Origin of the sequence: Alteromonas sp. H39, assembly GCF_047556435.1 — a bacterium.
Lineage (GTDB): Bacteria > Pseudomonadota > Gammaproteobacteria > Enterobacterales > Alteromonadaceae > Alteromonas.
Map to the genome: position 1 here is coordinate 3330218 of NZ_CP180210.1, position 20363 is coordinate 3350580.

A 20363-nucleotide genomic window follows, 5' to 3' on the forward strand; every position below is an offset into this window, starting at 1 on the left:
TAAGTTAAGGAGATCCCTGCATGACGGCACATCCTCCACAAACCAAAATTCCAGCCACCTACATGCGTGGTGGCACCAGTAAAGGCGTATTTTTTAATCTGGCAGATTTGCCGGAACGGGCACAACAGCCAGGGCCAGCCCGCGATGCCATGTTGCTTCGTGTCATTGGCAGCCCGGATCCGTATCAGAAACACACTGACGGCATGGGCGGTGCCACGTCTAGCACCAGTAAAACGGTCATCCTAAGCAAAAGTGATAAAACCGGTTACGATGTTGATTACCTGTTTGGTCAGGTCGCCATCGACAAACCGTTTGTTGACTGGAGTGGTAACTGCGGCAACCTGACCGCCGCGGTCGGTGCTTTTGCGATTAGCAATGGCCTGGTAGATGCCTCACGTATTCCACAAAACGGTATCGCGGTTGTGCGTATCTGGCAGGTGAATATCGAAAAAGCCATTATTGCGCATGTGCCAATCACCAACGGTGAAGTGCAGGAAACCGGCGACTTCGAACTGGATGGCGTCACCTTCCCTGCTGCCGAAGTACAAATTGAGTTTATGGACCCTGCAGACGGTGACGGCGCCCTGTTCCCTACCGGTCGTCTGGTAGATAAGCTGGATGTTCCCGGGGTTGGCACTTTTGAAGCCACCATGATCAATGCTGGTATCCCTACTATTTTCGTCAATGCCCAGGACATTGGCTATACCGGTACCGAGCTTCAGGGGGATATCAATGAGAACCCGGATGCGTTGGCAACCTTTGAGGCGATACGCGCTCATGGGGCTGTAAAAATGGGGCTTATCAGCGATGTTGGGGAAGCGGCGTCTCGCCAGCACACCCCAAAGGTTGCCATGGTGGCGCCACCGCGCGACTACAAAGCGTCCAGTGGCAAAGATGTGCTTGGCAATGAGATTGACTTGCTGGTGCGCGCGATGTCGATGGGTAAGCTGCATCATGCCATGATGGGTACCGCCGCAGTCGCCATTGGTACCGCGGCAGCCATCTCAGGCACGCTGGTGAACCGCGCTGCAGGTGGTGGCGAACGGGATGCGGTGGTGTTTGGTCACCCCAGTGGCACACTGCGCGTAGGCGCAGAAGCAAAAAATGTCGACGACCAGTGGCAGGTCACCAAAGCAGTGATGAGCCGGTCAGCCCGCGTGCTGATGGAAGGATGGGTACGCATTCCACAAAACAGCTTCTGAGCTTAAGGATAAAAGGTCAGTGCATTACGTGATGCGCTGGCCGCTGCCCTCTGAGAATCACATCCACGACCGCCGGCTTTTCTCTGCCACATAAAGCAACTCATTTGCCAGTGTCCAGGCGTCTTGCTCGGGAAGATAAGGAATACTGATATTGCCGCTGGCCAGCAATACATTCAGCGTAGCCACCTTTCGCTTTTTCATTAGTATGCTCTGGCTTACTTTCACTTGCTGCACTTTGTATTTCTCAAAACACTGGTAGTCCAGCCCTATGCGGCCACTTCTTACATATACATAGTCATTATCCGCGGCATATCCCCAGCGCCACCAGCGCAATACCAGTATCAGCGAAAGCGCTATCGCCAGGAACCCGGTACCTATTGCCAGCTCCCACACCTGATTATAAAGATAGATCCCAATAATAATGATGGTGGGTGGCCATACCCAAACGCCAAGCCAATGCCAAAGATAGCGCAATGACACCGGTTGATACGGGATCTGATACAACTGACTGCCTGGCATCGCCTCTTTCACCAATGCTTCGGTTTCGGCGATGGTCACAGAGGGCACCAGCAACTTGTTCGGCGACATTAATTCAGCCTGTTGCTGTTGCGTGCCCGACGTGTTTTGCTCGAAATACAGGTTAACTCGCCCCAGGATCTTATCCAGCCAATCCTGCTTTGCCGTAATCATCTGAATGCGTGATTGTCGCATGCTGACTTCCTGCTTATTAAGCAGGCCACTTCGCCGGATATAACGATCGCCATGCCGGCTGAGGGTATAATCGTAAAAGGTCAGCAACGCACCGCCCACCGATAACAACGCCAGCAAGGCCATGATGATCATCAGCAGCGTTACCGTGTATAACCCGATTTGCCACCAGGCTGCCGTTTGTTCACCTATCAGTTGATCTAGGTTGAGGCCGCGGGCATTCAGCCAATTAAATGCAAAGTCTGAAATCGAATCATAAAACGGTGCCGCCGCACCCAGAATAATCCACACTCGGTTATTGGTTATCCCGTGAATAATTAAATCGCGGATATTACGCCGGTTCAGCACCTCTTCGTCGTCTTCTGCTTTCTCCTGCTCGATGTTATCCGCTGCGCTGGAGCTCACGCTGGGGTCACCGGTGTGGTATGCCAGGATCTGCTTTCTTAACGCCTGAGCATAGGTCAGTGGCACTGCCACGATTTTCGCTTCTTCTTTTGCGCTCCCGGCCGTGTCCAGTACTACCAATGCAAATTGCATCGGACGGTAATAGATTGGCTGCTCGATTTTCACATTCTGAATACGCCAGAATGGCAGGTTCATATGCCGGCGGTTAAAAACACCATCTTTTACCTCTACATGCTGGTCGCAAACACGGAAATGATAAAAGAAATAGCTGACAATACCGCTGACGGACAACGAAATTAGCAGTGCCAGGCCTACCGGTATGGCATAGGGCGACTCACCTAAATCTACCACGTTCGCGGTAACGGCAACGGCGGGTATCACATAAATAAGAAACTGCGCCAGCTTTTTAATATTACTGGCGGTAAAGTAGAGAATAGAAATCGGCGATAGACGCTGCCAATCTTGTCCGGTGTCGATAGCATTTGCTGTTACTGACGCCTTGTCAGAAACCGTATCCATGGCAGGCTTACTCATCGCGCATCAAGATCTTTGTGATCAAGAATAAACTGACGCAATTGACGTGCACGCGCTTCCGGTAACCCCGGAATTTCGAATGTGTGTGCACTGCCACCCGCTGAATAGACCTGCAGTTTCGCCATTTTGGCCATCCGGTCCAGCGGCCCGCGCTTCAGCTCAATATGCTGAACACGTAATATAGGCTGGCATACTGTGGCGCGGAAAAATAATCCATTTTGCAGAATAAGATCCTGCTCGCGCACAGCGTAACGGATGAGTGGATCAGCAAACACATGATAGAGAAACGACAGGATCCCAAGCGCAGCCAGAATAACGAGGACAAAGGGATACGCTTTGACCAGCCCTTCTGCAACCGGCACAAACTGCTGAAACCGCACCACACTTACGCCTATCAATAGCAGCGCAAATACCACCGTAACAATAGCCAGATTCAGCGTACGGTAATGTGGCGACAGGGGGAGCGTTTCCAGCGCTCTGGCGTCCGGTAATGCCTCCGGGGTCACCAGCGAATTGGAAAATGCCGGGGTGTCTTGCTGCATATCAGTCACTTAGTCATCCACCATTTGCTCGTTCAGCCAGCCGTGCAGCGCTTTCATGTCGTGCGCTACTGCCATTTGCAGCTCTTCAACCCAGTCATGCACGTTTTGCCACCAGGCGGGGTGATCGCCCTGCTGGATTTGGTTCGCGATGCGTTGCACCCGCGCCAGCCCCACAGAGCCAGCAGCACCTTTTATTTTATGAGCCTGAGAACACACCTCAGATTTCTCATCAGCGCTCAGGGCAAGCTGCAGTATTTCCATATATTCCGGCATTTTATCCTGGAACACTTTCACTGACGCACGCACCATATCTTCACCAATGGTATCAACCAGCATCTGCAGTAAATCCATATCCAGAATGTTGGTCAGCGTTTTGGCAGGCTCGGGCTTTCTGGTTTCCTGCGCTTCCGTCTCAATGGGTTCAGAGGGTGCACTGAAGAGTTCGTTAAACACTTCGATAACCCGACTCTTTTTCACCGGCTTGGCAATGACATCGTCCATGCCGTTTTGCAGATATTCTTCGCGCTTCTTTATCACGTTCGCGGTCAGCGCCACTATTGGCGTTCCCATCACCAACTCTTCTTCATGTAGCGTATTGGCGACGTCAAAACCCGTCATATCCGGCAACTGAATATCCAGTAAAATCAGGTCATAATGATTCTCACGGGCTTTATCAATGGCTTCCTGACCGGTCATGGCAACATCTACGTGCTGCCCCAGCTTTTCAAGCAGGGCTTTGGCAACCATAACATTCAGTTCAATGTCTTCTACCAGTAATATATTGAGGTCCGTCACCTGCAGTTGCGCCACCTGCATGGGACGCTTTGAAATCTGTAACGGCAGTTCGATTTCAAAGCGGGTGCCTTTACCCACTGTACTGGTAACGCGGATATCGCCTTTCATCAAATCCACCATCTGCTTACAAATGGCAAGACCGATACCGGTACCGGTTGCAGACTGATGATCAGGATGATCAACCTGATAGTACATGGCGAAAATCTTATCAATCTCTTCTTCAGGGATCCCCACACCGGTGTCCTCAATTACGTAGGTCACCACACTGATATCATTCGTCGGCCGGGTTGCTAACACTGTCAGACTGACATGTCCCTTCTGTGTGAACTTCACTGCGTTAAACAGAATATTCCACAGGATCTGACGTAATCGGGTTCCGTCCACTTCAACCAACTGAGGCAGGGGCTCGTTGATGGTGGTGATCAGTTCCAGCGATTTATCCTGCGCAAGCAGGCGGATAATACTGCTGAGCTCTTCGGTGAAATCGCGCAGCGAAACGGTTTTTAAGCTCAGCTCAAGCTTGTCCCGGTCCAGCTTATCGAGATCGATAATGTCATTAAAAATATTCCCCAACGTGATTGCACTGGCGTAAATGGTACTGACCCAGTTGAACTGCTCTTCATTCAGTTCGGTGTCACGCAGCATGCGGCTTAACCCAACAATGCCGTTCAGCGGCGTACGCAGTTCGTGGCTGATCGTCGCGATAAAACGGGTTTTGTCCGTACTGGCTTTCGCGGCGGCGTTTTCTGCCTGTTTGCGCTCGGTCATATCACGGCCAAATGCCAGCAGCCCAAGGCGGTTACCGTCATGATCAAAGAACGGCACCTTGCGCATTTCGAAATAGCGGCGGCGCCCGTCGGCGAATCGCAACCAAAGCTCTTCGGTGATGCTGGCATTGGTTTCGAGGACTTCATGATCGCTGGCGACCACCTGGCGGGCCAGGTCTTCTTCATACACATCATGTGGCGTCAGCCCCAGCAGCTCTTCCTGGGTTTTGCCTGTCATCATTTCTGCTACCCGGTTACACCCGGCAAACCGACCTTCTTCATTACGGTAGTAAATGAGGTCCGGAGACGCATCGATGATTGAGCGCAGTAGCGTAGACAAACGCCTCGCCTGCTCTTCCTGCTGCGACTTATCCTGAATTTCTTTCTCGAGATCTTTAAATACGGCTTCGCGCTCTTCCTGCGCATGTTTGCGCTGTTCGATTTCATGGTTGAGCTGGCGAATGTTGCTTTGGAGTTCGCGATTGAGAAATACATCTTCCTCGCGTAAACGTTCCAGTTGGCTTACCACTTCTTTCAGATTTGCCCTTGAATTTTCCAGTTGCTTAACCAGTTCGCTGAAGAAATAGAGTACCCAGGGGGCACTCAACATAGTTAGTACTACTGCGCTGATAAAGTCGTCAGGGTCAACCTGACTGCCCATTGATACCCGGATGACATAGGAGCCTCCCAACGTAAACAATAACGTAAGTACAACAAATAATACGCTGAGCTTGATGGTGCCAAACCGTTGGACAAATTGCGCAAAGCGAATTGCCCAGGAATCATTAGGGGAATCTGAGTGCATAGAGATGACTGCCTGTAAAACTTGCGTTTATCCTAGCAGGCTTTGCTATTCAGGCAAACGACTGAAATGATGAGGAATCAGGTAAAGGATAATCGCGCTTGGACAATTATCACGTTTCTGCGATTAATCCACTACGCACCATTTCCGGCAACGCGCAAAAAAAGCGCGAAATAAGCATAGTATGTAGTGACGGCCGTCCTCTTTTGCATCAACAACCTTAGGCGAAGCGCCGTGGTATGGGCACAGGAAATCCTGATTACGAGTATCGCACAACATGTGCCGTACCCTTTCTCTGTCTGGCTTCCCGCACGTTGAGAAAACAATATGTAGCGCAAAAAACCAAGCCGATTCATCGCGAGTCATTCATACTTATACCGAGAATTAATCTAACTTTTGCAGATAGCGAGTACTTACCCAACCGGTGGTTTCAAACCGCACCTGCGCCCAGCCGTTACGTTGCTTCACTACGGTGACGGGTGTGCCCTTGGTTAGTGGCTCAGCCACTTTCTCGTGATGTGTGCCAGGACCGGCTCGCACATTGAGACTGGTTGAAGTTACTATTGCTTCTGTGGCAATGGCTGGCGTTTGCACCTCCGCAACAGGAAGCGATACCGGATCGATACCCAGTAACCGGTGACGCAATTTGTCGAGCGGGAAAGCCGGACCCGGATCGATTTTTCGTCCCGGTGCTATCTCTTCGTGTCCGACAATGGTGTTTATCGGGTAATGCTGGCAGAGAACCTGACACAGCGAGAACGTCGCCTGTATCTGCGCTTCAGTATACGCATGCCAGTAGGATGTTGAATGCTGATTACGATGCACTCCCCGAAATACATCATCGCCGCTGTAGGCGTTGTTGAACCAGCTCAGATAGGCGCCATTGCCATTAGGCGTGAGCTCACCGGCGTTATCCAGTTCAATTCCTATCGAGAAGCGATTGAGTTGCTCGCGTCCCTGCCACTCACTTCGCCCTGCATGCCAGGCAATATGGTTGAAAGGAACCATTTGCACCACTTCCCCTTGCCGGCCAATACAAATATGAGCAGAGACTTTATTTGCAGGATTGGTCATTACACTGACTGACGATGACAAGCTACTGCCAGCGGTAAAGTGGATAACGATGGTATCCGGTGCACCGCTGGGAAATTCACCGGAATGGTTTGGCGAGGGCTCAAACGTAACAGACTCGCCCTGTAACCGGTTTGCCTTAATGTCAAAACTGAACACCTGAATTCTCCTTATCGGACTCATGCAAAGCGCTGCAGCTCTGACACGACGCGCCACGCGCCCTAGAGCGAGTCAGCCTGAGAAAATATCACGCGTTCGCCCCGTGACATCTAACTCATGTTCAATTATTATACAGTTTCGGCTTTGATCAAATTGTTATACCAATCCGCATAGTTGTTTTATTGCATTGCCTGCGTATCTAAGCTGACGTGTTACGCGGTATGTGTCGCTATCCATGGAAGACGGTAACGGCGTGCTCAACAACATAAACATGCTGTCTTACCCCTAGGGCGTTGGTGGCCCGGTGTTTCAGGAAAGCGTAATCCACTATGCAGAATGGTATTCATGCCAGTCAGAATGACTACCAACGTCATCACTCGATAACAGAGCACCTAATAAGGACGCGGTTATAATGAATACTTATTCAATATAACAGAACCAGTGATTTACAAACTTTAGTATAAACATACTAATTACTGGGAAAAACGCAGTTTTAGAGCAAATTTCGAGCACCAACAAAAACACAGTAAGCTCATGAATATAGTGCAGTTATAAGTTGTTAACATTAATGCAACATTGTACGTCGTGATTAGCGTTTGATTTTATTTTGCAATGTGGGTATTTTGGACGACCCGCAACGCAATAATGCATAAAAATGCGGTACACGACTGGAATCCTCTAATAATAATTAACGACAAAAAAAGACGCTGGATGCCGGATTACCCTGCCTCGAAATAAGACGTCTGACAATGTTGTGATGAACATCCTTATGTTCATCAAAACGCAACACGTACCTTGCCCAGTCTAAGGTTGAAGGAGTTAAGAGATGAGTTTATATAATCCCAATGATTCCCGGGATAACTGTGGGTTCGGCCTGATAGCCCATACTCATGGCGAAGCCAGTCACCAGTTGGTAAAAACCGCGATACACGGTCTGGACCGTATGGAACACCGTGGAGGTATTGCAGCTGACGGAAAAACCGGTGACGGTTGCGGCCTGTTGCTGCAAAAACCAGATGCATTTTTCCGTGCTATTGCCGAAGAAAATGGCTGGAAACTCAGCAAAAAATACGGTGTAGGCATGATTTTCCTGAGCCAGGAGGACACCCTGGCACAGGCGGCACGTGACGTGCTGAACGAAGAGCTGGAAAAGGAAACCCTTGGCGTAGTTGGCTGGCGCAAAGTGCCGGTAGATAACAGCGTCCTGGGTGAACTGGCGTTGACCGGCGTGCCGCAAATCGAACAGGTATTTGTAAACGCACCTGCCGGATGGCGTAAGCGTGATTTAGAACGCCGCCTTTATATGGTTCGCCGCCGGGCAGAAAAACGCCTGGAAAAAGATCCCGACTTTTATGTTGCCTGTTTGTCCGGGCTGGTCACTATTTATAAAGGGCTGGTCATGCCTAAAGACCTGCCCGCGTTTTATGCCGATTTGGCTGACGAACGTATGAAAAGTGCAATTTGTGTATTCCACCAGCGCTTTTCCACCAATACCCTCCCCCGCTGGCCTCTGGCCCAGCCGTTTCGCTTCTTAGCGCATAACGGGGAAATCAACACCATTAAAGGTAACCGCGACTGGTCGATGGCAAGAACCTCGAAGTTCTCCACGCCGCTGATCCCGGACTTAAAAGATGCCGCGCCATTCGTGAATACCGAAGGCTCTGACTCTTCTTCGCTGGACAATATGCTCGAACTGTTCCTGGCCGGTGGGATGGACTTATTCCGTGCGATGCGTCTGCTGGTACCCCCTGCGTATCAGAATAACAAAACCATGGACGAAGACTTACGCGCGTTCTACGAATTTAACTCCATGCACATGGAGCCATGGGACGGCCCGGCGGGCATCGTGCTGACTAATGGTCGTCATGTGGCCTGTAACCTTGACCGTAATGGTTTGCGCCCGGCTCGTTATGTTATTACCAAAAACGGGTTTATTACTCTGGCGTCCGAAATCGGGATCTGGGATTACAAACCCGAAGATGTGCTGGAAAAAGGCCGTGTAGGTCCGGGTGAAATGCTCGCCGTAGATACCTATACCGGTAAGATCTGGCGCTCTAATGAAATTGATGAAGAGCTGAAAACCCGTCACCCTTATCGTGAGTGGCTGGATAAACACATTCGTCGCTTAACGCCAATTGAAAAACTCGACGCGTCGCTGATTGGTCAGCGTGTATTTGACGACGACACCATGGCGGTATATCACAAGCTGTTTAATTACAGCTATGAAGAGATACAGCAAATTGTCAAAGTTCTGGCCAAAGACGGTCAGGAAGCCGTTGGCTCGATGGGTGATGATACCCCCATGGCAGTAATGTCATCGCGCCAGCGCACGATTTACGATTACTTCCGCCAGCAGTTTGCTCAGGTAACCAATCCGCCTATCGATCCATTGCGTGAAAATCACGTGATGTCACTGGCTACCTGTATTGGCCGTGAGCAGAACGTATTCAGTGAAACCTCCGGCTATGCGGACCGCGTGCTGTTTGAAAGCCCGATCCTGATGTACACGGATTTAAAACAACTGCGTGAGTTCAATCCGGATAACTACTATTCGGAAGTGGTCGAACTGCAGTATGCGCAGGAAGAGGGCCTCAAAAAGGCCATCGAGCGTATCTGTAACGAAGTGGAATATCTGGTTAAGCAGAAGCGCGCAGCGTTTGTGATCCTGTCAGACCGCAACATTAAGCAAAACCGTTTGCCAATCCCGGCGGCGATGGCCGTTGGCGCAGTTCAGCGTCGGTTAATCGACAAAGCTTTGCGCTGTGACGCGAACGTCGTGGTTGAGACAGCATCAGCACGCGATCCACATCATTTTGCCGTGCTAATCGGTTTAGGTGCTACGGCGGTGTATCCGTTCCTGGCGTATGAAACTATCGAGCAGCTTTGCGATAAAGGTGAGCTGGATATCAGCGTGATGCAGGCCACCCTGAACTATCGTAAGGGCATTAATAAAGGCCTTTATAAAATCATGTCCAAAATGGGCATCAGCACGGTGGCCAGTTACCGCAGTGCCAAGCTGTTTGAAGCGGTGGGCATCAATTCAGATGTGATGGAGCTGTGCTTTAAAGGCATTACGTCGCGTATTCAGGGTGCCGGTTTTGACGACTTTGAGCAGGATACGATTAACCTGAACCGCATCGCGTGGCTGAAGCGCAAATCGTTACAACACGGCGGTCTTCTGAAGTATGTGCATGACGGCGAGTACCATGCGTACAACCCGGACGTAGTGACCTCACTGCAAAAAGCCGTGGTTTCGGGTGAATATGATGACTATCAGATCTTTGCCAAACTGGTAAATGAACGTTCACCCGCGCACCTGCGCGACTTGCTGGGTCTGAATCCGAAAAACGAGCCCATTGATATCAGTGAAGTCGAGCCGGAAGAAAACCTCTTCCCACGCTTTGATACAGCGGCGATGTCTATTGGAGCCTTGAGTCCAGAGGCGCACGAGGCGCTGGCAATTGCCATGAACCGCTTGGGTGGACAATCCAACTCTGGTGAGGGCGGTGAACATCCCTCGCGCTTTGGCACAGAGAAAAACTCCAAGATTAAACAGGTGGCTTCTGGGCGCTTTGGCGTGACGCCACACTACCTGGTTAACGCCAATGTCATTCAGATTAAAGTAGCACAGGGCGCTAAGCCTGGTGAAGGGGGTCAGCTACCGGGCGACAAAGTGAATAAATACATTGCCCAGTTACGTTTCTCAGTACCTGGCGTAACCCTGATTTCACCACCGCCGCACCACGACATCTATTCCATTGAAGATTTGGCGCAGCTGATATTTGACTTAAAACAGGTTAACCCCACGGCGCTGATTTCCGTGAAGCTGGTATCAGAACCGGGTGTAGGCACCATCGCTACAGGTGTAGCGAAAGCCTATGCGGACCTTATCACCATTTCAGGCTACGACGGCGGTACTGGTGCAAGCCCGTTAACCTCGGTGAAATACGCAGGCAGCCCTTTTGAACTGGGACTGGCAGAGACACAACAGGCACTGATTGAAAACGGGCTTCGTCATAAAGTCCGGGTGCAAACCGACGGTGGTCTGAAAACCGGTCTGGACGTTGTGAAAGCCGCGCTGTTAGGTGCTGAAAGCTTTGGCTTTGGTACCGGCCCGATGGTGGCGCTCGGCTGTAAGTACCTGAGAATTTGTCACCTGAATAACTGTGCTACCGGTGTGGCAACGCAGGATCAGAAACTGCGTGACGACTACTTTATCGGTTTACCAGAAATGGTAATGAACTACTTTAAGTTCATTGCCCGCGAAGTACGTGAAATCATGGCCGCCATGGGCGTGCGTAAGTTTGATGAACTGGTGGGTCGTACCGAACTGTTAAAAGTGCTCGAAGGTATCACGGCGAAACAGAATCGTCTGGATCTGACACCCCTGCTGGCTACGCCAAAGGAAGGTGAGCACACAAGACTGTTCTGTTCACAAACCACTAACGCACCAATGGATAAAGGTGAACTGAACGCGCGCATGCTGGAAGATGCCCGTGAAGCCGTTCGTGCCGCTAGCGGTAAACACCTGGCCTATGACATCCGTAATACGGACCGCTCAGTAGGTGCGTTGCTGTCTGGCGAGATTGCCAAACATCATGGCAACCTCGACATGGAAGAAAATCCGATTGTGGTGCATCTGACTGGAACCGCCGGACAGAGCTTCGGTGTCTGGAATGCCGGTGGCCTGCACATGCACCTGATGGGCGATGCCAACGATTATGTCGGCAAAGGCATGACCGGCGGTAAGCTGGTTATCCATCCGCATCAGAACATCAACTTCAATGCCCACGAAAGTGCCATCATGGGTAACACCTGCCTTTACGGTGCCACTGGCGGCAAGCTGTTTGCAGCAGGCCGGGCTGGTGAACGTTTCGCAGTACGTAACTCAGGGGCAATTGCCGTGGTGGAAGGCATCGGTGATAACGGCTGTGAATACATGACCGGCGGAATAGTAGCCGTTCTGGGCGAAGTAGGCGTTAACTTTGGTGCCGGTATGACCGGGGGCTTTGCTTACCTGCTGGATGACAGAAACGATCTGGCAGACCGCGTAAACGAAGAGCTGGTAGAAGTGCTGGCCATTGACGATAAAGTCATTCTGGCTGAACACCTTCGTGGCCTGATTAACCAACATTATGAAGAAACCGGCAGTGAGCAGTCGCTGTCGCTACTGACCGATTTTGCGTCGTCGCTGACACGCTTTAAGTTAATCAAACCGAAAACCAGTGATGTCAAAAATCTGTTGGGCCACATCAGTCGTTCCAGCGCAGAGTTGCGCATTCAGGCTCAATAGGAGGGGTGTAAGTTTATGGCAAAGAATGTTTATCAATTTGTCGACGTTGAACGTATTGATCCGCCCAAAAAGCCGATTATTGTTCGTAAGTCGGAATTTGCTGAAATCTATCAGCCTCTGAGCCAGTCACAGACAGAAGGTCAGGCTGACCGCTGTCTGGACTGTGGTAACCCATACTGTGAGTGGAAGTGCCCGGTGCACAACTACATTCCGCAGTGGCTCAATCTGGCCAATGAGGGCCGTATCATTGAGGCGGCGGAGCTGTCTCACAAGACTAACAGCCTGCCAGAAGTATGCGGCCGGGTGTGTCCACAGGACCGTCTGTGTGAAGGGGCCTGTACCCTGAATGACGATTTTGGTGCGGTCACCATCGGCAGTATTGAAAAATACATTACCGATACCGCGTTCAAAATGGGCTGGCGTCCGGATATGTCAGACGTTGTCTGGACAGACAAAAAAGTCGCTATCGTGGGTGCCGGACCTGCCGGACTTGCCTGTGCAGATATTCTGGTACGCAATGGGGTAAAACCCATCGTCTATGATAAGTACGAAGAGATTGGCGGCCTGCTGACATTCGGTATTCCTTCATTCAAACTGGAAAAAGACGTCATTAAACTGCGTCGCGAGATCTTCACTGAAATGGGCGTTGAGTTCGTACTTAACACCGAAATCGGCAAAGATATCGAGTTTGAAACGCTTATCGACAAGCATGATGCGGTATTTCTGGGTATGGGTACGTACAAATCCATGCAAGGTGGTTTTGAACACGAGCATGTGAAAGGCGTTTATGAAGCCCTTCCCTTTTTGGTAGCCAATACCAACCGCACCATGGGTCTGGAAAAAGATCCTGCAGATTTTATCGATATGAAAGGAAAACGGGTTGTCGTTCTGGGTGGTGGTGATACCACGATGGACTGCGTTCGAACCTCTATTCGTCAAGGTGCCAAAGAAGTCACCTGCGCCTATCGTCGGGACGAACAAAGTATGCCCGGTTCCCGCAAGGAAGTGGTCAATGCCCGGGAAGAAGGCGTCGAGTTTAAATTTAACTTGCAGCCTCTGGATATCGCCATCGATGAAAACGGCAATGCCTGTGGCGTAAAGCTGGTTCGCACTGAAATGGGTCCTCCAGACGTTAACGGCCGTCGCCGTCCGGTAGAGGTGGAAGGCTCTGAGCATGTTCTGGAAGCGGACGCGGTTATTATCGCGTTTGGTTTTCAGCCAAGTCCGGCAAGATGGTTTGCCGACTACGGTATCGTCCTCGACGATAAAGGTCGCGTCATTGCGCCATCAAAAGGGAAGTTTGCGTATCAAACCGCCAATCCGAAAATTTTTGCCGGCGGCGATATGGTGCGCGGCAGTGACCTGGTAGTAACAGCCATTGATGAAGGCCGTAAAGCCGCAGAAGGCATTATGGATTACATTGGCGTGTAACCACGGCCTGTGAATAGAAAAGGGAAGCTTTTGCTTCCCTTTTTTGTGCCTGCAACACTGGTCTGGTCCCGTCCTGAAAGCCAAGACATTGATTCAACTGAGCATTACAACAGTTAAAAGACATTAACTTTCACACCACAAACCTTTTAATTTTCATTTATAGCGGTTATTATCCTTCGCCATCGAGAATCATTATCATTTTCATGCGTGTTTGCATACGTAACAGGAGGTCTTTTGAAAAAGCGTATTTCTTCGGTAGCCGCTGCGGTATCACTGGTGTTATTCGGTGGGGCAGCACACGCTCAGGAAACACAGGCAGATGTCCCCGACGTCGAACGTATTACCGTTCGTGGTGCTTTTTTTGGTCAACAGGTGGCTGACGCCGTAAAAACGCCAACTCTGCTGGTTGATGTACCGCAGTCGGTTTCAGTGGTAAGTGCAGAGCAAATCAGTGAGCAGGCATTATTCAGTGTGGCTGATGTAATGCAATATACGCCTGGCGTGAGCGTTGGACTGGGCGAAGATCACCGTGATCAAATCACAATTCGTGGACAAAACACCACGGCAGACTTCTTCGTCGATGGCCTTCGCGATGACGTACAGTACTTCCGTCCGCTTTATAACCTGGAGCGCGTTGAGATCCTGCGTGGTGCCAATGCCTTATTGTTTGGCCGCGGTGGCGGTGGTGGTGTCGTAAACCGTGTTACGAAAGTGGCGGAAACCAGCGAAGACTTTACCACCTTGTCAGCTGGCATTGATACGTTTTCAGCGGCATCGGTAAGCGTTGATACCAATAAGGTTATCGACAGCAATAATGCGTTTCGCTTCAACGGTGTTTTTGACACCATCGACAATCACCGTGACTTTAAAGACGGTGAGCGCTATGCAGTTAACCCCACTTACACCTGGCAGGCCTCAGAAGACACCACCGTTCGCGCTTCCTACGAGTATGTAAACGATGATCGTATGGTTGATCGCGGCGTACCGGCATTAGGTGGCGAGCCTCTTACAGGTTACGATGACACCTACTTTGGCGATCCGAATTTCAACAACACTACGCTGGAAGCCCATATCGCCCGTATCCGTGCTGAGCACGCGCTTAACGACAGCTGGAATGCCAATGCGACGGTCCAGTTCGCCGATTACGACAAAGTATATCAAAACCTGTACCCCGTTAACTTTGATGCGGCTGCAGGAACGGTCACGCTTGATGGCTACCGTGACACCACGGCCCGTGAAAACCTGTTATTCCAGTTCAATCTGGTGGGTCAGTTTGACACCGGGGCATTCTCTCACACCATGCTGATGGGCGCAGAATACGGTAACCAGGACACTGAAAATGCGCGCCGCGATGCCTACTTCACCGACAGCCAGGACGACCAGATTACCTTTATGTTCTCCGATCCATTAGTGATCCCTGAACGTTCGCTTACTGCGCCGGTGCGGGATCGCGCTTCTGACGTGACCTTCACGTCAGCTTTCATCCAGGATGAAATTGGTATTGGTGAGAACTGGATTGTGGTAGCCGGCCTGCGTTACGACAACTTTGATATCGATGTTAACGACATGATTGAAATGGCAAACGGCAGCGATGACGGCAATGATGGCCTGCTCAGCAGCTCAGACACCGAAGTGTCACCGCGTTTTGGTCTTATCTACAAACCAATGAAAAATGTGTCGGTTTACGCCAGCTACAGCAAGTCATTCCTGCCACGTTCAGGCGATCAGTTCCTGTCACTGTCGCTGTCATCGCAAGCGTTGGACGCGGAAGAATTCGAGAATAAAGAAATCGGTCTTAAGTGGAATCTGAGCGATGCCTTAAGCCTGACTGCTGCGGCATTTGAAGTAGAGCGCGAAAACGGTACCGCACAGGATCCGTCAAACCCGGAACGTTCAATTCTGACCGGCACAGAAACCAAAGGCTTTGAAATTCAGCTGGTAGGTCAGTTGACCGATGCCTGGACTCTGAATGCTGGCTACAGCAACCTTGACGGCGAAGAAATGGGCCGCGTGGTGGATGGTAATTTGGCAAACCGCGAACTTGCACAACTTCCTGAGCACATGCTGACGCTGTGGAATCAGTATCAGGTTGCACAAGACTGGAAAGTGGCACTGGGCGTAATCTATCAGTCCGAGCAATATGCCTCATTAAGCAACGCCATTGAGCTGCCAGATTACTGGCGTGTTGATGCGGCGGTTTACTACGATTACAGTGACGACCTGAGCTTGCAACTGAACGTGGAAAACCTGTTTGACGAGGATTACTTCCCGTCAGCGCACAATGATAACAACATTGCTACAGGCGAACCGCTGAACGCCCGCATCAGCATGCAATATCGCTTCTGATTGTGGAGCGGCGCTACGCCAATGCGTAGGCCCAAAGCAACTCGATGTCAAAAGGGTGCCAGTCGGCACCCTTTTTGTTACCCGGCTGCGCGTGCTGGCGCAGCGCATCATTGGCCCTGCAACATACGGTATACCGATACCGCTAACTAATACCCTTTCATCTGCTGCAATACCTAACCGGCGCCCATTCTGATTGCGTTTGTTGTGTGCCCTATCTACTATAATTAACCAAAGGGCAGCGGCTTAACGCTTTACCAGCCCGCAGAAAAGGTAGTAATGACAATGACAACAATACTCACACGTACTATAAAGCTGGGTGTATTCAGCCTGCTTCTTACAGGTGCTGCCAGTGCAGATACTCTGACCGTCGAGACAACGTCAACAGGACCGGCTGCAGCAGCATGTCCGGTAGAGTTTCACAGCATTGTTATTCCCGACTCAGCCAAGCAATGTCAGTTATTCGACACTGCAATGGATGATGACGTCATTCCCGCCAGCATGGTTCACTTTATGGCTGACAGCAAAGACCAGGTGATTAGTTTTTATCAGCAAGCCATCCCTGGGCTGACAGTGCATAGCACGTTTAATGAACGCACACTTCTGGTTGCCAATGACAATGCGATCCGCGTGGTGGTTTCTCCTGACGGCAGCGGAACTCAGGTGGATATTCTGGTAACTGCCAAAGGCTAAACGTTCCTACATCCAAAACCTTTCAGCGCCGTTTTGCAAAGTTCAGTGAGTACCCAGCGTGCTCGCTTTTTTGACACTTCCCCTTGCGCCCAAAAGCACTCTTTCTAACCGATAAAACGCCGCTGCAGGCGCAGGTGGCTTGCTCTTTTCAGGAATTAGCAGAACCTAATCGTATTGGCACTCCCCTTGCAAAATCATTGATGAAATCACAGTGACAGACGTTTTGTGTCATTTTTCTGACGCCTGTGACTGACAATAACGGTTTGTGAGGATCATTATGGAACTGGCATTAATTTTATTGATGTTGCTAATTGTGGTAGCCCTGGGTGCAATGAAGTTGTCTGATAACGGTGTGGCCTTTCCGTTCAGGCGAAAGACGTCGCTGTTTACGCCAGCAGAGCAAACATTTTTAAACTTAATCGAGCAGGCTGTAGGTAACGAATTCCGGATTGTCTGTCGGGTAAAGTTGAGTGATTTACTTCAGGTACGTCAGGCCACCAATAAGAAACAGGCCAGCGCGGCGTTATCGAGAGCTTCATCCCGCCAACTGGATTTCGTACTGTGTGACAAACAGGACATGTCGCCGATTATGGCGATTGACCTTGTGCACAATCAGGGCAAAGACGGTTACAAAACCCAGCGCGACTGGTTTGTCTCAGGCGCGTTAGATGCCGCGGGTATGCCGCTGGCAAGAATAAAGGTTAAATCAGGATACAGTGTGGACGACATCCGTGAATGTATCGAACATAAATTGTTGCCTTACCGACGAATGCAACAACGCGTGGCTCAGACGCCCACACTCAATCCGGCAAAACCAAACCGCCCTACCCGCCCATTGCGTTCAAGCAAAGCGGCAGCGTAACACCGGTATCCGATTCGTTTCTAACGTGCGGAACGACGCCCCCTGTCTTCCGCACGGTTTTCACCTTCCTGTTCGCTCTCCCTGTCAGTTTGCCACTTTTGCCAGTACAATATCCCTTATCTTTTCGGCGGTTTATCCGCGATTTAATATGCTGTCAGCAGTAATAACAGGAAACAGACATGATCAAGATTGGTATTCTGGGCGCGATGGACGAAGAAGTGGCCCTGCTTAAGTCGTCGTTGAGTAACGTGCGTGAAACGCGGTGGTCTCACCTGACTTTCTTTGAAGGCAACTTGCACGGTGTCTCGGTCATTCTGGTTAAGTGCGGCATAGGTAAAGTCGCGGCGGCGTTAGCCACCACCGCGCTGATTGAGCGATTTTCACCGGATTATGTAGTGAATACTGGCTCTGCGGGTGGTTTTGATACCAACCTGACCATCGGCGATCTGGTCATCGGTAGTGAAGTGAAACACCACGATGTGGACCTGACACATTTCGGCTATAAGTTAGGCCAGCCTGCAGGCGGTCTGCCTGAAGCCTTTACATCAGATAAGTCGCTGGTAGAAGCTGCAGAAGGCGCCGCTGAGACACTTACCGATCTGCAACACGTTCGTGGCCTGATTTGTACCGGCGATGCCTTCATTGGATCTGACGATGCCGTTGCCGAACTGCGCCGCAAATTTCCCGATATGCGTGCAGTAGAGATGGAAGGTGCCGCAATTGCGCAAACCTGCCATATGCTGGATGTGCCGTTTCTGGTGATTCGCTCGTTATCCGATATCGCAGGCAAAACCTCATCGGTATCGTTCAAAGAATATTTAGAGACAGCAGCCAAACACTCTGCTCAGCTGGTCATGGAGATGATCCGCAGACTGGCTCAAAAAGCTGCCTGAATTTAACTTCCCATGGAGGCCATACTTACCCAATCCGTGCTTTCCTCGCTAGCGATATTGCTTGTTGCCGTACTGCTTGATGCCGTGTGGCGATGGCCGCTGTCATATCATCCGCTGACATTGATGCGCTTACTTGCCAGGGGCATGGGTAAGAAGGTGCTACCGTCGCGGCAGGATGCCCCTAGCCAGCACTATATTTCGGGCACGCTGGGGGCGGTGGTGCTTATCGTGCCACTGGTGACACTTACCGCGTTACTGGTTTACCTGGCTGAGTACCCGGTTTTTTTTGATGCCATTATTCTGATTGCCATGCTCGACTTCAGTCATGAACGTTATCGCTATCGCCAGGTTGTGAACACCGTCGGCAAGAATAAGAAAGCTCTGAGTCGCGAACTGGTATCGGCAATGGTGCTTCGCGAATGCGACAAGCTGACCGATATTGGCATTGCCAAAGCCGCGATTGAGTCTCTGGTTCTGAAGTTTTACTACTTGTATGGTGCAGTCATCTTCTGGTTCCTGGTAGCCGGCCCGATTGCGGCATTAACCTACAGACTGCTACTTTTACTCTCCTGGGAGTGGCACCCACGGCGCGGTGGCTACCGCTATTTTGGTATGCCGGTAAGAAAATGTGTGCGCCTGTTGAACTGGGCCCCGAGCGTCCTGATGGCCGCTATTATGTTGTTAGTAACTGACACGGTAGGGGCAGTAAAAGCCCTTAAGCGCGCCGCGGCAAGAGATCGTACATCTCTGCTGTTGGCAGCATTTGGTGGTGGCAATGGCATTCGACTGGGCGGTCCTGCTTATTATCAGGGCCAAAAATACCGCTATCAACGCGTCGGCGGCTCCCGCGAGGTCAGGTACTCCGATATGATTTACTGCAGACGCGCAATCACCCGGGCAGCCATACTCTACGTCAGCCTGATCAGTCTAACGCTGATAGTGACGGGTGTGCTGGCAAACCAGGTGACCTTGCCATGAGATTGTTATCGGCTGTTTTGTTCGCTGTGTGGCTACTGGCAGTCAGCCATGCTGTTGCTGCCCAGCGTATCGTAACGCTGGCTCCCCATCTTACCGAATGGGCCTATAGCCTCGACATGGGCGACACGCTGGTAGGCGTGAGTGCGTACAGTGATTATCCAGAAGCGGCAAAAGCGCTACCTCAGGTTGCCGATTATAATGGCGTTAACTTCCGAGCCCTGATGGCGCTCTCGCCTGATCTCGTACTGGCCTGGGAAGGCGGCAACAAACCACAGGATATCTCGCGCCTGAAACAATTAGGTTTTAGTGTGTTTTTGTCTTCTGTCCGCACGCCCGATGATATTGCAGATGAACTGGAGGCACTGGGCCAGCTAGTCAATAAGGAGCGTCGTGCCGCTTTACTCGCATCCGAGTTCAGAGAACAGCTTGCGGACTTGCGAGAAAAATACCATCGCGCTACTACAACTCCGGTATTTTATTACTCATGGACATCGCCACTTATGACGGTGGGGAAAGATGCCTGGGCGAACCAGTTGCTGGCGGTTTGCGGAGCCCGCACGATATTTACTGATGCGCCAAACGATTACCCGCAGGTGAGCATTCAGGAAGTACTGAGGCGTCAGCCTGCGCTGCTAATTGCAGCCACCCGCTCTTCCGCACAGCAGGCCAGTGTGTTCTGGGAGCCGCACAGAAACATTTTAGATGCGCCATTAATAACGGTTGATCCGGATGTCACCAGTCGCTTCACGTTGCGCCTGTTGCCCGCACTCAGCAGGCTCTGTGGATCCGTATCCTCGATTAGGCAGTCGCAAACAGCATCGGGAAAACATTGAATTTACGCTACCAAAAGCGTTACATTATCACTATCTTTTGATGCCATTTGAC

13 protein-coding genes are annotated in these 20363 nt (G+C 50.9%); 9 read left to right on the forward strand and 4 right to left on the reverse strand.

Annotation, left to right across the window (positions count from 1 at the left end; genetic code table 11):
* The first annotated feature begins 20 nt into the window (after window positions 1-20).
* Window positions 21-1202 (forward strand): 2-methylaconitate cis-trans isomerase PrpF, encoded by a 1182-nt coding sequence (prpF, locus tag ACLBLI_RS14595; RefSeq protein ID WP_414828323.1) that lies wholly within the window; start codon window positions 21-23, stop codon window positions 1200-1202.
* Between the two features lie 57 nt (window positions 1203-1259).
* On the opposite strand, the gene ACLBLI_RS14600 is transcribed toward prpF, so the two are convergent.
* The 4 genes from ACLBLI_RS14600 to ACLBLI_RS14615 form a co-directional block, all read right to left on the reverse strand.
* Window positions 1260-2849, reverse strand: coding sequence for a PH domain-containing protein (locus tag ACLBLI_RS14600; RefSeq protein WP_414828324.1), 1590 nt, complete (start codon window positions 2847-2849; stop codon window positions 1260-1262).
* Complete coding sequence (locus ACLBLI_RS14605; RefSeq protein WP_414828325.1) at window positions 2846-3391, reverse strand: PH domain-containing protein; 546 nt, start codon at window positions 3389-3391, stop codon at window positions 2846-2848. The genes ACLBLI_RS14600 and ACLBLI_RS14605 overlap by 4 nt, the downstream gene beginning before the upstream one ends.
* A 9-nt stretch (window positions 3392-3400) precedes the next feature.
* Window positions 3401-5758: an aerobic respiration two-component sensor histidine kinase ArcB gene (gene arcB, locus ACLBLI_RS14610; protein ID WP_414828326.1), complete on the reverse strand. Its 2358-nt coding sequence runs from the start codon at window positions 5756-5758 to the stop codon at window positions 3401-3403.
* A 381-nt stretch (window positions 5759-6139) separates the two neighbouring features.
* On the reverse strand, window positions 6140-6985 hold the full coding sequence (locus ACLBLI_RS14615; RefSeq protein ID WP_414828327.1) for an N-acetylmuramoyl-L-alanine amidase: 846 nt from the start codon (window positions 6983-6985) through the stop codon (window positions 6140-6142).
* Window positions 6986-7811: 826 nt separating this feature from the next.
* Between ACLBLI_RS14615 and gltB the strand changes: the two genes are divergently transcribed.
* From gltB to ACLBLI_RS14655, 8 genes are all read left to right on the forward strand, one after another.
* Window positions 7812-12278, forward strand: coding sequence for a glutamate synthase large subunit (gene gltB, locus ACLBLI_RS14620; protein WP_414828328.1), 4467 nt, complete (start codon window positions 7812-7814; stop codon window positions 12276-12278).
* A 15-nt stretch (window positions 12279-12293) separates the two neighbouring features.
* Complete coding sequence (locus ACLBLI_RS14625) at window positions 12294-13709, forward strand: FAD-dependent oxidoreductase (protein WP_414828329.1); 1416 nt, start codon at window positions 12294-12296, stop codon at window positions 13707-13709.
* A 234-nt stretch (window positions 13710-13943) separates the two neighbouring features.
* Complete coding sequence (locus tag ACLBLI_RS14630; protein WP_414828330.1) at window positions 13944-16055, forward strand: TonB-dependent receptor; 2112 nt, start codon at window positions 13944-13946, stop codon at window positions 16053-16055.
* 282 nt (window positions 16056-16337) lie between these two features.
* Window positions 16338-16745: a hypothetical protein gene (locus ACLBLI_RS14635; RefSeq protein WP_414828331.1), complete on the forward strand. Its 408-nt coding sequence runs from the start codon at window positions 16338-16340 to the stop codon at window positions 16743-16745.
* A 277-nt stretch (window positions 16746-17022) separates the two neighbouring features.
* On the forward strand, window positions 17023-17607 hold the full coding sequence (locus ACLBLI_RS14640) for a DUF2726 domain-containing protein (protein WP_414828332.1): 585 nt from the start codon (window positions 17023-17025) through the stop codon (window positions 17605-17607).
* A 179-nt stretch (window positions 17608-17786) separates the two neighbouring features.
* Window positions 17787-18500 (forward strand): 5'-methylthioadenosine/adenosylhomocysteine nucleosidase, encoded by a 714-nt coding sequence (locus tag ACLBLI_RS14645; protein WP_414828333.1) that lies wholly within the window; start codon window positions 17787-17789, stop codon window positions 18498-18500.
* Window positions 18501-18512: 12 nt separating this feature from the next.
* Window positions 18513-19478 (forward strand): cobalamin biosynthesis protein, encoded by a 966-nt coding sequence (locus ACLBLI_RS14650; protein WP_414828334.1) that lies wholly within the window; start codon window positions 18513-18515, stop codon window positions 19476-19478.
* A complete protein-coding gene (locus ACLBLI_RS14655) occupies window positions 19475-20311 on the forward strand; it encodes a helical backbone metal receptor (protein ID WP_414828335.1) in 837 nt (278 codons plus the stop codon). Before ACLBLI_RS14650 ends, ACLBLI_RS14655 begins: the two co-directional genes overlap by 4 nt.
* The last annotated feature ends 52 nt before the right edge of the window (window positions 20312-20363 follow it).

Bases quoted from the DNA above. Each gene is read 5' to 3' on its own strand.
- ACLBLI_RS14625 (WP_414828329.1), top strand. From the start codon at position 12,294: ATGGCAAAGAATGTTTATCAATTTGTCGACGTTGAACGTATTGATCCG.
- prpF (WP_414828323.1), top strand. From the start codon at position 21: ATGACGGCACATCCTCCACAAACCAAAATTCCAGCCACCTACATGCGT.
- ACLBLI_RS14600 (WP_414828324.1), bottom strand. From the start codon at position 2,849: ATGAGTAAGCCTGCCATGGATACGGTTTCTGACAAGGCGTCAGTAACA.
- ACLBLI_RS14645 (WP_414828333.1), top strand. From the start codon at position 17,787: ATGATCAAGATTGGTATTCTGGGCGCGATGGACGAAGAAGTGGCCCTG.
- ACLBLI_RS14655 (WP_414828335.1), top strand. From the start codon at position 19,475: ATGAGATTGTTATCGGCTGTTTTGTTCGCTGTGTGGCTACTGGCAGTC.
- ACLBLI_RS14650 (WP_414828334.1), top strand. From the start codon at position 18,513: ATGGAGGCCATACTTACCCAATCCGTGCTTTCCTCGCTAGCGATATTG.
- ACLBLI_RS14635 (WP_414828331.1), top strand. From the start codon at position 16,338: ATGACAACAATACTCACACGTACTATAAAGCTGGGTGTATTCAGCCTG.
- arcB (WP_414828326.1), bottom strand. From the start codon at position 5,758: ATGCACTCAGATTCCCCTAATGATTCCTGGGCAATTCGCTTTGCGCAA.
- gltB (WP_414828328.1), top strand. From the start codon at position 7,812: ATGAGTTTATATAATCCCAATGATTCCCGGGATAACTGTGGGTTCGGC.
- ACLBLI_RS14605 (WP_414828325.1), bottom strand. From the start codon at position 3,391: ATGCAGCAAGACACCCCGGCATTTTCCAATTCGCTGGTGACCCCGGAG.
- ACLBLI_RS14640 (WP_414828332.1), top strand. From the start codon at position 17,023: ATGGAACTGGCATTAATTTTATTGATGTTGCTAATTGTGGTAGCCCTG.